At 50.9% G+C, this 14,723-nt stretch carries 11 protein-coding genes; 4 read left to right on the forward strand and 7 right to left on the reverse strand.

What is annotated here, in order from left to right:
- Positions 1 to 134: 134 nt before the first annotated feature.
- Positions 135 to 1,319, forward strand: a complete 1,185-nt coding sequence (locus ACR0IP_RS04120) for an alpha/beta hydrolase (RefSeq protein ID WP_480523982.1) — start codon at positions 135 to 137, stop codon at positions 1,317 to 1,319.
- A gap of 605 nt (positions 1,320 to 1,924) precedes the next feature.
- Here ACR0IP_RS04120 and ACR0IP_RS04125 read toward each other — a convergent pair.
- Positions 1,925 to 2,410, reverse strand: coding sequence for a GNAT family N-acetyltransferase (locus ACR0IP_RS04125; protein WP_480523984.1), 486 nt, complete (start codon positions 2,408 to 2,410; stop codon positions 1,925 to 1,927).
- A gap of 287 nt (positions 2,411 to 2,697) precedes the next feature.
- On the opposite strand from ACR0IP_RS04125, the gene ACR0IP_RS04130 reads away from it, so the two are divergent.
- Positions 2,698 to 3,318 carry a cysteine hydrolase family protein gene (locus ACR0IP_RS04130; RefSeq protein WP_480523986.1) on the forward strand — a complete coding sequence of 207 codons (621 nt, stop codon included), beginning with the start codon at positions 2,698 to 2,700 and terminating at the stop codon, positions 3,316 to 3,318.
- Positions 3,319 to 3,640: 322 nt separating this feature from the next.
- Here ACR0IP_RS04130 and ACR0IP_RS04135 read toward each other — a convergent pair whose 3' ends face one another.
- The 3 genes from ACR0IP_RS04135 to ACR0IP_RS04145 are packed head-to-tail and all read right to left on the reverse strand — an operon-like array spanning position 3,641 to position 8,457.
- Complete coding sequence (locus ACR0IP_RS04135; RefSeq protein WP_480523988.1) at positions 3,641 to 4,765, reverse strand: ABC transporter permease; 1,125 nt, start codon at positions 4,763 to 4,765, stop codon at positions 3,641 to 3,643.
- Positions 4,766 to 7,465, reverse strand: a complete 2,700-nt coding sequence (gene rbbA / locus ACR0IP_RS04140; RefSeq protein WP_480523990.1) for a ribosome-associated ATPase/putative transporter RbbA — start codon at positions 7,463 to 7,465, stop codon at positions 4,766 to 4,768.
- Complete coding sequence (locus ACR0IP_RS04145; RefSeq protein ID WP_480523992.1) at positions 7,462 to 8,457, reverse strand: HlyD family secretion protein; 996 nt, start codon at positions 8,455 to 8,457, stop codon at positions 7,462 to 7,464. The genes rbbA and ACR0IP_RS04145 overlap by 4 nt, the downstream gene beginning before the upstream one ends.
- Positions 8,458 to 8,726: 269 nt before the next feature.
- On the opposite strand from ACR0IP_RS04145, the gene ACR0IP_RS04150 reads away from it, so the two are divergent.
- Positions 8,727 to 10,430, forward strand: a complete 1,704-nt coding sequence (locus ACR0IP_RS04150; RefSeq protein ID WP_480523994.1) for an alkaline phosphatase family protein — start codon at positions 8,727 to 8,729, stop codon at positions 10,428 to 10,430.
- Positions 10,431 to 10,623: 193 nt separating this feature from the next.
- Positions 10,624 to 11,232: a Spy/CpxP family protein refolding chaperone gene (locus ACR0IP_RS04155; RefSeq protein WP_480523996.1), complete on the forward strand. Its 609-nt coding sequence runs from the start codon at positions 10,624 to 10,626 to the stop codon at positions 11,230 to 11,232.
- A 72-nt stretch (positions 11,233 to 11,304) separates the two neighbouring features.
- Here the strand turns inward: ACR0IP_RS04155 and ACR0IP_RS04160 are convergent, their stop codons facing one another.
- From ACR0IP_RS04160 to ACR0IP_RS04170, 3 genes are all read right to left on the reverse strand, one after another.
- Complete coding sequence (locus ACR0IP_RS04160) at positions 11,305 to 11,754, reverse strand: DUF411 domain-containing protein (protein WP_171239031.1); 450 nt, start codon at positions 11,752 to 11,754, stop codon at positions 11,305 to 11,307.
- A 437-nt stretch (positions 11,755 to 12,191) separates the two neighbouring features.
- Complete coding sequence (locus tag ACR0IP_RS04165) at positions 12,192 to 13,427, reverse strand: adenylate/guanylate cyclase domain-containing protein (RefSeq protein WP_480523998.1); 1,236 nt, start codon at positions 13,425 to 13,427, stop codon at positions 12,192 to 12,194.
- A 265-nt stretch (positions 13,428 to 13,692) separates the two neighbouring features.
- Entirely contained in the window at positions 13,693 to 14,667 is a 975-nt protein-coding gene (locus ACR0IP_RS04170) for an adenylate/guanylate cyclase domain-containing protein (RefSeq protein ID WP_480524000.1), read from the reverse strand.
- Between the last annotated feature and the right edge of the window lie 56 nt (positions 14,668 to 14,723).

Consider the following 14,723-nt stretch of genomic DNA (forward strand, 5'->3'; position numbering starts at 1 on the left):
ATTTGACCCTCCCAAGCCACCAATCGCTGAAGCAGCATGAATTGATGGAGAGTGAAGTCAAAACGTTTGTACAGAAATCACTACTCGGATCAAAAAGAGGGCCGTTATCGCTAGTCTGTTGACAGACAAGCAGCATGCTAAAAAATATTGATCTAGTCATGTTGCATGAACATTTGAAAATGAAGCCTCTTTGGAATGGGATTTCAGGTCTAACTAAAACGCTAGGGCTACGCTTCTTTTTTTTAGTAGTAGTTCTAAGCGTAACTTCATGCATTCGACCTCCAGAACTCGTAGGCGTCGAAAATCCCCAATATCCTGCGTCAGATGTAGTTGAGGCCAAACGCCAGACAGTCTTTATTGCCACAACGCGACAGGCGTCCGGAGCAGAGGGTGTTTTTTATTCGGGCGACCGCAGCGATACACTTGGACTAGCTTCGGTGGTAGTCACCATTCCGCCAATTCACAAAGTTGGAAAAATAGAAAGAACCAACGCTCTCCCCCCCAACCCTTCGAAGCATTTCACTATCATCGACCCAAAGGTTTATGCATCGGAAAACGCTTTTGTTTCGGGCATTGACAAACAACTTCTTGCACTTGGTGCTTCGGAGCGAAACGTCCTATTTTTTGTTCACGGCTACAATACGACCCTAAGTGACGCCATTCTTAGATTGGCACAATTTGTTGAGGATACCGAGTACGATGGGGTTCCGGTGTTAATGTCTTGGGCTTCTGCGGCAGAAACCCTCAAGTATGTTTACGATATCAACAGTGCGCTTGCTGCTAGATCGGACTTCTTGAAAGCTGGTGAAATAGTTACGCGATCAAAAGCTCAGCAATTCGATATTCTTGCATTCTCAATGGGAGCGTTTCTTACAATGGAAGCAATCTCGCAAGCGGAGTTGGCCGGAGAATTCAATCCTCGAAAAAGAGTGCGAAACATTATTTTAGCGGCGCCGGATATAGACTTGGCCGTTTTTGAGAACCAGCTTTCCAAAATAAAACACGACAATCAAAAGATCTTTGTCCTCGTGTCGTCAGACGATAAGATTCTAAACTTCTCAAAATTCGTTTCTGGTGGAGTAGATCGCGTTGGCGCAACAGATGCAGCGGAACTCGCGAAGTCCGGAGTAACCGTTATCGATCTAAGCCAAGTAAGAGATTCCAAGAGCACCAGCCACTCAAAATTCGCTGCTTCGCCAGAAGTCGTTCGAATATCTGGTGAAGCAATCCGGACAAGCAAACGTTCCAGTAGACGATCGACTGTAGAACTTCAGGATCTGATCGGTGACGCTTCTGTGGAAATCGTGGGCACACGATAGTCTGATCGTTTTCCCCTATGTTTTAAGTCTTCTTCGATTAGAAATGTAAACGGCGGCTTTGTACGCAATGCTGTCATTGGCGCCAAGCGCAGCGAATGCCTGTTTACGCCCGCACTCGACGTTGGGGTGCAGCTAGGTGGGAAATTTTAAGCGAAGTCTAGGGCATTCCTTTTGCAAGATTGCGTTAGTGTCAGTCATGGCTACTACCAAAGCTAACAACGCTTGCCATAGTACGTTCTCGAACGATTTTGCGTAATCCTAAAAGTTTGTAGGTGCGCGCATAACGCTGCATTCCTAACACTGATTTTATTCAGAAAATCTGGGGGGCTTCGCCCATAATTTTGCGCAGCATTTGCGCATAAGTTTGCACGATTTGCCCATAAGTTTGCACGGTTCACTATACACGCTCAAACTTCGATTGTTGTAGAGTAATTCGATCAGCTTTAACGCATCAAAACTCAATCAAAAGTACATTCTGTCTAGTTAAGTTCAACTCAAAACCGAACAACACAACTCAATTGAGAGGTCGCGGCAGATCCCTTTCAATGTAGCGCTGCTCGGTCGGCCTTGAATGTCCACTCACCGAGGCTCAACCAAAGAACAGTTCAAAGATGCATGGACATTTCGTGCCAAGTCATTCCTCCATGATCAGAGGTTGATGGGCGAAGATACTTGTACCCAAATCTCTGATAAAGCGGGACGTGATGCTCTTTGCACATAAGGTAGATCGCGGATTTGCCCATTTTTCTCATACGGCCGACGAATTCAGTCATCAATGCCCGCGATAGGCCTTTTCCTTGATGCTCCGGATCCACGACGACAGACATAATAACGACATTTGGCGCGTCGGGGTCATGCCCTACAAGCTCTTTGAATTCCTCATCAGACATTTCGACGTCGTATGCACATCCACAATTTACAAAGCCGACGACCTCGCCTTCGACCTCAAGAACAAGGAAACCATCGGGATAGACCTCGATTCTCTTTGCTATCTTTTCGAGGGTAGCCGCTTCGCCGCCTTCATAGGCATCAGTCTCGATCTCAAAGCATCGAATTGCATCAGAGGGTTGGGCGTTTCGAATTCGGCTCATGCATTTACACTATGAACGATGGGTCAAGTTGTATAGCCGCCGACGGTTTTGTTCGCACCATTGCTCAATCTGCGCTCGGCGCAGACACTCTCTGCACCTACCCCTAGCGGCGGCTTTGCGGGCAATGTTGCCCTAGGCACGAACACATGCTTTTCATTCCACAACAACGCAGCACACCCTTGACCGTAATCAGTTGCACAATTAGCCAAGTTTGATCTGCCCGCTGGGACGACCCGGCCAAGCAAGGGCGTTATTTTCAGGACGACCTGGCAAATTAGAGGTCGAACATGACAACTAAAACCAAACAAGCCAGGAAACTGATCGAGGGTAGACCTGCCCTAATCGTAATCGACACTCAAAAAAGCACGTTTATTGATGACAGCGAAGTACGCTCCATCGACAACATGCCGGGCTACAAACAGCGCATGATCGCTGCGCGTGACTTGGTTGACGCCGCGCATGAGAACAAAGTGCCCGTCATTTTCATCCAAGAAGTGCATCGTCCCGATAGGATAGACTTCGGCCGTGAACTGGATGGTGACGAAGACATAAACTGTCTCGAAGGTGATCCAAGAACGGAAGCTGCAAAAGATGAGATGGGATATCGCAAAGGTGACTACATCGTACCGAAGCGACGGTATTCTGCATTTTTTGGCACCGATTTCGAAATCCTGCTGCGAGGTTTAAAGGTAGACACACTTTTGTTGTGCGGCGGGCTGACAGATGTTTGTTTGCACTACACATTCGTCGATGGCCACCAATCAGACTACTTCTGCCGTGTAGTAGAAGATTGCGTTGGCGGGTCATCTGTCCAAGCCCATGAAGCTGCTCTCAAAGCAATGGAGTATCTACAAACCGGCGCTGTTCAGAGCCGAGAAGCAGTGATCAAGGCCATCTCGTCGCTCTAAATTGCTATCGAACGGCTAGTACCGGTTGGGGTGCGGAAACGGGCGGAGATTTTTGTCGCTTGAACGCTTTGGACTTGCCCGTTTGATGCAGAAGGAATCGGCAATTTCAATACAACCCTTTGAGTTTGCGACTATGGCCCTTTAAAACCTCGATTGCACTGCAATCCAGCCGTCGGCGATATAATGCGAATATGACTATAGATAGTGAAGCTAACGCTTAGACAATCGCTGATGCCCTGACCTCTGCCGAGCAGATTTCCAAACTGTTTTCTGAGGCAGATCAGATAGCGCTCCAATCTGTCACAGCCAACAGATTGGAGCGCTAGCTGATCTGAGCAAGAGAACGCCGAAAAAGCCGTAGGCTCATTAGTAACAAAGCAATTCCCAACAACGTCATCCAAACGAATTCCGGCCAGACAGTCTCAATACCAGCGCCTTTGAAAACAATAGCCTGACTTGCTGACATGTAATGGCGTGACGGCAGAACCAAAGTACCTGCCTGCAACCACGCCGGCTGCCCTTCAATTGGGGTCTCTCCACCTGACAGCATTAGCATTGGCAGCACAATCAACATGACCAGAAGCGCGAACTGCGCCATAGAGCGTGCAATGGTTGCCAGAAACACCCCAAGCGCCGTCGCAGTAAAAAGAAACAACGCCGTGCCAACCAAAAACAACATCTTGGATCCAGCGATACTGATGCCCAAAGAACCCTGCATCACAAAGGTTAGTGAAAGACCAGCGGCGACCAAAACCACTGCTGCATTCGCCCAAATTTTGGCAATGGCAATGTCAAATGGAGCAAGCGGCATGGCAAGGAGATGTTCAATGGTCCCGTGCTCTCGCTCTCTAATCATTGCCGCTCCGGTCAATATAGTTGTGAGCCACATGATCTGGCCGATCAAAGCAACGATACCAGCAAAACGTACGGTGTCTCTGTTTGGGTTGAAGGCGCTTCTTAGAATGACACTGATTGAGGGAGCATCTACTAGATCGATACCAATTGCATAGCGATGTATTTCAGCGCTCAAGATACTGGTGATGTAGTTTGCACCAATACCGGCCTGTTCCATAGCGGTTGCGTCAATAAGAACTTGAATCTCCGGACTGCGCCCTGCGCGCAAATCCTTTTCGAATCCGGGGGGCACAGCCACAACGAAAATAAAACGCCCAGCATCCATGTACGCAGGTCCTTTTCCGGGTTCGATTTGGACGACCGGTTGGAACTCTGGTGGGAAAAACGCTGTGGCAAGTGCTCGAGAAAGTGGCGAGTCGTCTTCATCCGCGAACGCTATCGAGGCGTTGTTTACAGAACTTGCCACTCCCGTTGCTTCCATGATCGGGGCCAGCGTGAAAGACCAAACCAACAATGCCATCATCACCCAATCACGGCGCAGGCTCATCACTTCCTTCAAGCCCAGCCAGAATATGCAGTAGAAGCGCTGCATTCACTTCTCCTGCGCCCGAAGGCATAGGACTGCGATCAGTGTCAGAACGGGTCCGAAGCAGGCGAGGGCCAGAATGTCTGGCGCAAGGGCTTCCCAACCCAAACCTTTAGTGAAGGCACCAACGTTCAGGTGTAGGAAATATGAGGAAGGCCAAAGAGAGCCCACCACTTGTGCGCCTCCTTCGAGCGTTGAAACAGGTTGCAACAGACCTGAGAACTGGATTGTTGGGACAACTGAGGCGATGGCAGTTGCAAATGTTGCGGCCACCTGACTGGATGTCATTGTAGCGATCAACAGCCCGTAGGATGTCGTTGCCCAAACGTAAAGAAGGGCACCAAGAGCCAAGGGGAAAGGATTTCCTTTTAACGGCACCCCGAAAAGAAGAACGGTCATTCCGGCCAAAAGCAGAAAGTTTGCGTAGGCAATCAAAATGTACGGAATTTGTTTGCCGACTAGAAATTCAAGCCGCGTGGTTGGTGTCACGTAGAAATTGACAACTGACCCCAGCTCTCGTTCCTTTGCTACGCTTACGGCAGTCAAAACAGCTGGCAGCATAATCAGTAGGATAGCAGGCATTGCCGGAGCCATTGCGGCGATGCTTTCAAAGCTTTGATTGTAGCGAAACCGGGGTTCGATCCTGGCGATATCTATCTGGCTTTTGCCGTTGTTAACGGCATATTCCGCGAGAAATGATTGGTGCAGTCCGGAAACATAGCCTTCAACCGTCTCACCCTTAAATGGGATAGCACCGTCTACAGTCGCAAGTATCTGGGTCGGTTCACCCGTACTCATCTTTCGGTCAAAGTCAGGTGGCAACTCAACAACCAGAGAGACCTCACCTGCCACTAGACGGTCGCGCCCTTCGCTGGCGCTTTGCAGCGGCGATGTGGCTTTAAAGTAGGACGATCCGACGAATTCAGCCGAATAAGCACGACTCTCCGGCCCCTGAGAAAGGTCAAGTACAGCGAATTCAAGCTCATCGATATCCAGCGTAATTCCAAAGCAAAAAACTAACATTAGAATAGCAGAACCCAGAAACGCGAAAGCCAGACGCACCGGGTCGCGAGCTACTTCAACGGTTTCGCGCCGCGCATATACCAATACACGAGAAAACGCTCCTCCCCCGGCGTGGGATTTGGTCCTAAAGCCCACCTCTGGCGCGACTACAGAGACTGGTTTTTCTGCTGCTTCCAATATCGAAATGAAGGCGTCTTCTAGGTTTTCCGCCCCTTCAACAGCGATCAGGTCAGCCGGAGTACCTTCGGCTAGAACTCTACCAGCATGCATAAAAGAAACGCGATCACAGCGTTCCGCCTCACCCATGAAATGAGTGGAAACAAAGATCGTTACCGACTCATTTCGCGACAGCTCAATCAACAAGTCCCAGAAGGAATCGCGTGCCTCTGGATCCACACCGGATGTTGGTTCGTCGAGTATTAGCACTCTCGGACGGTGGATCACAGCTACGGCTAGCGACAGTCGCTGTTTGATCCCCAGGGGCAGTGCCGTCGCCAACGTATGAAGGTGCTCCTCGAGCCCAAAGCGCTCAGTGAGTTCCGAAATACGTTGTTCTCGGTCGGTAATTGTAAATATCCGCGCATGCAATTGTAGGTTCTGATGGACCGACAACTCGCCATACAAGGAAAAGGCCTGGCTCATGTAGCCTATTTCACGCCTCATTTTTCGGTCATATGCATCGACAGGGTTGCCAAACAGCAGTGCTTCACCTGAGCTGGAAGGTAACAAGCCAGTCAGCATCTTCATTGTCGTGGACTTGCCGCAACCGTTTGATCCTAGAAACCCGAAAATCTCTCCACGATTGATTGTGAAGTCGACGTTGTCTACGGCCGTGAAATCACCAAAGCGTCGTGTCAGTCCACGCGCAACTATCACTGGGCTTGCTTCAATCTTCCCATTCATTTTGTTTTTCCCCGCCGGTTCGACAGGCAACTCCCGTGCTCTCAGACGCCGATATGCATTTTCGAGGTCTACATCACTCCCTTTCAATTCGGCTGGCTTCCCATGAAAGATGACTTGACCCGCGTCCATCGCGACAATCCGGTCAAAACCGTCGGCTTCTTCCATGTACGCCGTTGAAACCAATACCGACAGTTCAGGGCTTTTTGCTCGGATTGCATCAATCAAAGCCCAGAACTGCCGACGCGACAACGGGTCGACCCCGGTAGTTGGCTCATCCAAAACCAAAAGTTTGGGGTCATGGATTAACGCACAGCAAAGACCTAGTTTTTGCTTCATCCCACCCGAGAGCTTGCCCATCAGACGGTCTTCAAACTGCGCAAGCCCTGTCGCAGCCAATAGCGCTGCGATACGTTCGTCCCGCTCTGAATGCCCTTGAGCAAAGAGACCTGAGAAGAACTCGAGGTTCTCGCGTACAGACAGCTCCGGATACAGGTTTCGACCCAACCCTTGCGGCATGAAAGCGATGGCTGGGCAAATGCTGTGTCGATGGCCAGAATCGCCAATCGGGCCGCCTAAAACGTCGATATCGCCGGATTGCAGTTTCTTTGCGCCGGTGATCAAACCAAGCAGTGTAGACTTTCCCACCCCATCCGGCCCGATAAAGCCAACAAGCTGGCCGCCTGGCAGTTCCAACGAAACAGAATCCAACGCAACATGCTTGCGATAGCGGTGCGTGACACCTGAAATGTGAATATCGTAAGCGTCATCCTCTACTCTCATTCGAACAGCTCTTCTGGGATGCGTTGTTCAAGCGCCTCAGGCCAAGCAGCGGCTGGGTTCAGCCGGATCACTGCGACACCGCGCAGACCGGTTTTGACGTGCTCAATCCGACTTTCAACCAAGTCTATTGGGATACGGACGCGAACGCGAAAAACCAGTTGCTCTCGTTCATCCAGGGTTTCGACCTGTTTGGGGGTGAATTGTGCCTCGGGAGAAACAAAGCTCACGTATGCAGGTATCGCATATTCCGGCAAAGCGTCGAGCACGATGCGAGCCTCAGCTCCAATGGGCAAAAGTCCAGCTTCACGCGCGGGAAGAAAAACTTCCATGTAAACGTTCTCAAGGCCAAGAATAGTCAGGATTGGTTCGCCCGCGCCAACCACCTCTCCGGGTTCTGCAAGCCGGTAAAGCACGCGTCCGGGCAAAGGTGCCACTAGAGCGCTGTCTTCAATCTGTGCCTCAATCCTGCGGGCTTCCGCCTCAGCGGCAGCAATACGGCTTTCCGCGGTTGCAACTCGGGCTTTGGCGGCGCCCAATACTGCTGTAGCAACCTTATGAGTGGTATCGCGATCTTCAAAAATAGTTTTGGAGATGTTTTGTCCTGCCAGCAACGCCGTGGCACGATCAAGCTCTTGCTCGGCCCTGCGCTGTTCGCTTTCGCGTTGCACAACGAGCGCTTCTGCTTCGGCCCTTGTCTGATTTGCCAAGGCTACCTCGGCTCTAGCCCGGTCCAGGGCGGCAGATAGCTCATCTATGTCCATTTCGGCCAGGATTTGACCGGCTGCAACCATACTGCCCTCTGTTGCCGTTACCTTTGCAACCCGACCTGCATTAGTTGGTGCTATTTCGACTTGTTCCGCTTCAACCCGCCCGTTTCCTTGCACAAATCCGACCGGCAATTCATCGCCATCCTCAGCAACAACGACATACAGCAACGCACCAGCAACTACTAAACCAGCCAAAAAAAGAAAAACCGATAGGTTTTTGGTCATAGCTTTCACCTGAAACTGGGTTTCTGGCGCAGAGTCTAGTGTCTCAAAAGACTCAAAGCCTTGTTTTGGATCAAAACCGATCCGGGCACCTCAGTGCCATGCAATTGTCTGTATGAACACCGGTTTGGGTGTTGCAGGCTCTTTCGCGATAAGTCGGAAGAAGTAGACTTGAAGCGTTTTTGTTATCAGTTTGGTATTGAAACGGGTTGTTCTAACGCGCAATTGCGGTCGCCGCCAACCTGCTGCGCAATACAGCGAAAGGAAGCATTATGACCAAAACACTGAGAGCTTGTTTGTCTTTGTGGTTGGTTTCAATCGCTCCTGCGTATGCGCAAGAACCTCCTCGTCTCGTTTTGCAGCTGACGGTTGACGCGTTTCGGGGCGATCTGCCGACACGCTACTTTGAGAATCTTGGGGAGGGTGGCCTTAAGTATTTACTAAAAAACGGTGTACACTATCTGGACGCCCATCATTGCCATGCCAATACAGAGACGGTTGTCGGGCACGCCACATTGGCGACCGGGGCAACACCGGCAGTGCACGGGATGATCGGAAACATTTGGTTCGACAGAACCTTGGACCGCGTTGTCTACAACGTTGAAGACAGCACCGCTCCGCTTCTTGGAGATGGCGCTGGCGTCAATGACGATATTGAAATTGACCCAACACAGGCGGCAGCTGGCACAGATGGGCGGTCACCAAGCGCTATGCTTGTTACGACGCTTTCGGACGAGTTAAGCGCTTCCACTGCTGGCGCGGCCAAGGTCTTTGGAGTTTCAATCAAAGATCGAGGGGCTATTACGATGGCGGGACAAAGCGGCAAAGCTTTCTGGTTCTCAAAAGCCGCAAATCGTTTTGTCACAAGCTCCTATTACTACGACAAATACCCGGATTGGGTTTCCGCATGGAATGACGCATCGCCGAGCGCCTCCTTTGAAGGAACCTCTTGGGAGTTGATGCACCCAAAGGAAACCTATCTCTTTGGCGACCGCGACAACCAACCATGGGAGACGGATGTCGCCGGGTTCGGCATAACCTTTCCTCATCGCTATTCTTCGACGCAAAATGGGTTTGACCCGCTAGAAAATCCCTACTTTACGACCTTTTTAACGCTTAGTCCCGCTGGCGACGATCTGACGGCGCAATTTGCCAAACGATTGATTGATGCTGAGGATATCGGGCAAGATGCGGTAACGGATTATCTGGCGATTAGCTTCTCGTCCGTGGATTACGTCAACCATGTGTTTGGCCCCTCCAGTCTTGAAGCCGAGGACACGATATACCGCCTCGATCAGACTCTCATGAATCTATTCGCGTTTATCGACGAACGGATTGGGCTGGAAAACGTTTTGATAGTTCTATCGGCGGACCACGGCACCACCGATGCGCCGGGCTATTTGGAGAGTGTTGGTATCCGAACTGGCCTTGTTGCTCCGGACACCTGGGACCCGACGGAACAGATAGCCAAGCTTAAGGAGCGGTTTGGGATCACCGGGGAATTGCTTGAGGGTTATAGTCACCCCTATCTCAATATCGCCCCCGAAGTATTGGCTCGCAGTGATATTGATTTACCCACGCTGGAGTCAGCTATTGCAGAAGCGCTTCTATCCTTTCCCGATGTGGCATTCGCCGTCCCCAGTACGGCTATCGAAGCAAACCTCCTGCCCGATACAGACATCATGCGCCTGATCCGCAACAACTATCATCCGACCCGATCCGGGAACATATACGTAGTCTTCAAACCCGGCTGGTTCATCGCAGACTTTGATGGTCTGTCCGTCACATCCACCCACGGATCACCGTGGCGCGGTGACACACATGTGCCGATTATCTTTGCTGGACCGAACTTAAAACCGCAACGGGTCGCACGCCGTGTTTGCACGACTGCTCTCGCATCCACACTGTCTGCATTATTGAGCACGGCGCGTCCTAATGGTGCGAGCGGTGAAGTGTTAAAAGAAGTCTTGGATTAGACCGCTGTGAAGCGCGAGACCTGATACTGAAGCACGCTAGTCCAGACCGCGACGACATCGTCCACAAGGCGTGCATTGATCGGAATTTACTAAACAGCCACCTCACTTCCAGGTATTACAGTGCAAAAAATAGTCTCCGGGCTAAAATACGATGTCGAAGAAGGAATTTTGGGTAAGCCCACAAGGAGACTTCATGATCAAGTTTTTACCTAGGTTTCTGTTCGCAACAGTGCTTTGTACGATCCACTACTCTCATGAAACACTCGCGCAAAGTCACACTCACGACGCTGAAGCCACGCCGTACGCTGGTTTGCAATCCAGGACCATCAAAAGCCTATCTGAGACCGATTTAGAAGAGCTGCGGCGTGGCGGAGGTTGGGGTTTTGCCTTACCTGCGGAGCTTAACGGTAAACCAGGCCCTGCACACTTGCTTGAATTGCAAGATGAACTTGGACTTTCGAAAGATCAGGTGAAAAAAATTGAGGCGATCCATTCTGAAATGCGCGAACAGGCAATCGTCGTAGGTGAGCGGTTCATTGAGGCCGAAGCGGCGTTAGGTGAAGCGTTTGCCGGTGACCAGCTTGACTTAGTCGAGCTAAACAAACTTGTTGAAGAGGCCGAAGCTGCCAGGGCCGAATTACGACTGGTTCATCTGTCCCGGCACCTGCAAACAACACCGCTGTTGAGCGCTGATCAAATCCAGCAATACACCATTCTAAGAGGGTATGCGAACGACCCGTGTTCTACTGTGCCTGAAGGCCACGACCCAGCCATGTGGAAAAAACACAACGGTTGCAGCTGAATTGTTTTGAAATCAGAGCAAACTAATGTTGGACATGGAGCTGGGAAATCTGATTGCCCTTCATCCAATCTCTCAGCTGTGCCGAGCAAACACACTCGTCGTCCCATCCAGACCAACGAGCAAGGTTTCATATGGTTCTCGTTCATCTGAAAAATCCATCCCCGGTGAACCCATCGGCATGCCTGGAACTGTCAGGCCGAGGCCTTCAGGATGTTCAGACAAAAGTCGATTTATGTCTTCTGCCGGGACATGACCTTCGACAAAATAGCCCCCAACAAATGCAGTGTGGCAACTGGAAAGCTCATCTGAGATTTTCATTTGTTCTTTAAGCGACCACAGCTGCTCCTGCCCTACGTCTAGCGTATCGGTACGAAATCCTGCGGAAATCAGGTGATCTACCCACGCGGCACAACAGCCGCAGGTTGGAGTCTTGTAGACTTTGATGAGTGGGGCTTCTTGTCCGACGGAAGGAGTAGCCAACACTGCTGCTGTACCCGCTAATAGAAATTCGCGTCGTTTCATTGGTCTCTTCTCCGCTTCCTCATGGGACTACAAAGATATTGTGCCAAGGCCAAATTTTTCAATGTTACCGGACTGAGCATCAAACGGGCAGTTTCGATACAAGATCTGAATCTCAATCCAAATAACACTGGTCGCCAAACGTTTTGTGAGTTGCATCGCGTATGGCTCAAGTTCACTCGAGCGTTCGGCAATGGACCTCGCGATCAACGTCGTGGTGAGGTCCATAGCAACCTTCTAAGCCGTGGCCATGCCAATTGCCTTGGTGGTGCCTGCCCGTGCACCCTGACAATGCAATCACTATGACCAAGAATGCCGCTCTTCGCGGGTGCTTGATCCAACAGTTCTGTTCCATGTGCAAACCAACCTAGTAGCAATCCGGCTACCTTTGCTTTGACGCAGGTCAACACCCCATTGCGGCAGCTTCCAAATAGCGGCAGTTAGTCTATCGTGAACAGCTCCTGTCTTTCAGCAACACCGCGCAATCTGTATTGCCCCAGGGAAACAAGACTTGGAATGGAGCCCACTAAGTCACCCGCCACCTTATCGGAAACCACAATGTTCTGATCAAGCGCGCTGCACATGCCTAAAATGCGCGAAGTTGTATTTACCGCTGGGCCGACCACTGTGAAATCCAAGCGAGACCTACCGCCAATATTGCCGTAAAGAACATCGCCTGCGTGCAACGAGAGAGTGAAGCCGGTCGTTGGCAAACCATCAGCTTGCCGTCGTTGGTTGAGTTCCTCAAAGGTATTTCGCAACTCCACGGCCGCGTGAATTGCGACGCGGCGAGCGTCCGGAACTTGATTGATATCGAAGATGGCAAGCATTCCATCTCCCATGAATTTCAAAACGTTACCGCCATTGCGTTCGACTACGTCAACAGCTTCCGCGAAGTAGTCGTTTAGCAATTCTATGATTGAGTCCCCCGGAAGCGCCTCTGACAATTTGGTAAATCCTTGCAGGTCAAAATACCAAATCACCGCTGAAATAGTTTCCGATGAACCTCGGGTGATGTCCCCGGAAAGAACGCGCCTACTGGCGTCTTTGCCCAGATACGCGGCGGTTATGTCTTCAGCCATCAGCCGGTTTGCCCCACATTTCAGCGTCAGGCAAAGTGGAGATATCAGTTGACGCAAACCATCAAGTTGCTCGCTTGTGAAGCCCCCGCTCGCGTCGGTTGTCAATGAGATTATGGCACCTTCCTCGGCCTGCATTGGATCGACTGGCGTAGTATTGTCCTGAATAAGGAAAAACCGTTTAACAGCGAAGTAGTCAGTTGCACCGCGCTCGCGAAGTTCGTCGAAGATCGGAAAGTTGAGCGCGGGTTCTTCGACTGTCAGATCTTGTCTGATCTCTTCAACGTTGTTTGCCAAAAGATGGTAAATCGGGCTTAGAACGTATTGCTCAGGCGCATCCGTTCTTCGGACAAAGTTCTCTCGCTCATTACCGCCTTCCCTGTGCCAGCGAAAAGCGACAGTCCCAATCTCGGGATGATGAGCGCGAACAGTGATGTTTGCTCTTTGAAGTGGAATTCCTGCCGAAACAAGACGTTGGCAGAATGCCTCAAGCCAGAGCTCCACAGGCGCATTCTCCAAGCCCTGTTGAACCAGCCAATCGGCTATGTCCTTAACGGCGGCAGTCAGTTCCCAGTTTTGGACTAAAGGAGCTGCCATGATGTCCTCTTAGTGAGCTATCTGAACAGTTGGCTCGTAGTCTAATTCACTTCAAGGACACATCAAATTCAATTCTCCCACTGCGCTTGCAGCCCTAAGGTATATGCTGATCTTGTGGCGTATTGCACGCGCGACACCTGGGCGATGGTCGCAATTCATCGGGAATTACTGGCGATGTAAGGTGTGCTGCGAACCTCAAAACAACTGGCGGTGCTGCTCCCCTAGGAGACTAGGCGATTTGCCGGAGTTACGGCGCCCCCAACACTTAATCTTGCCAATCCAACCGATACAAGACGTGGTGACCGCGTAGACCTTTCAGGAGTCTGGGTTCTATTTCAAAAAACGAGAAATCAGTTCGTCCTCCGACCATGGCGCGAGTCGCATCTGAAACGAGTATCTCGCCCGCCGCACCAACCGTGGTTATGCGTGAAGCTTTGTTGACCACAGTGCCAAAAAAATCTCCACGAGATTGCACGACATCACCAGTGTGAATTCCAATCCGGACACCGAAAGACGGCTCCTCGGAAGCCGATGCAATAGCCTTCTGAATCTTGACAGCAGCCGTTAGCGCTTCCTTCGCGGACGGAAAGACGGACAACGTTCCGTCTCCAAGGGATTTCACGAACTGGCCATGATACTTTTCAATGATCGCCGCCAAGACTTGGAAGTGGTTTTCGATCAGCACCGACCAACGCTGATCGCCCAACGCCTCCGCCAACGTTGTGCTGCCCTCCACATCAGTGAAAAGTACTGAAGCCAAACCTTCGGTTTGGATCAGCTCGGGCCCATCTTCGCGCGCAGCATCAACCAGTTTTTGGATGGCCAGCTGCTCTTTACCCACGAGTTCAATATTTGGAGTTGGCACTGAAGCGTGGCGATTGATGATCTTCCAGGCTGCTCCCTCCAGGACAAAAATCAGAACGGTGCGGTAAAAGACGGCTTCATCAAAGCCGACAAACTGAATCTTGTGGACGAAGGATGACCATCCCGTCTCTCCGTTTTCGAAGGCCTCAGCTTCAACTTCTTCGAAAACGACTGGTGCCGGGATCTCCGCGAAAAAGCCGCTAACCCCATCGCGAACTGCTTGCCCGCTCCAAAACTCACCTTCTCCTGTCCCAACGAACCGTAGTTCATCTGCTTTCGACAGAAAATCCTGCAACTCGTCAGTATTCTTCTTGGTTCTGAGTATTTCATACCAACGCCTCGAAACCGCCAGCAGCTCAGGTGAGGAACGTATCATCACAAATGACTCGAGACGCTAAATGGAATGAGGCTTACAAGGTCTTGCAACCGGGA

It is taken from the genome of Ruegeria sp. AL11 (assembly GCF_056540865.1).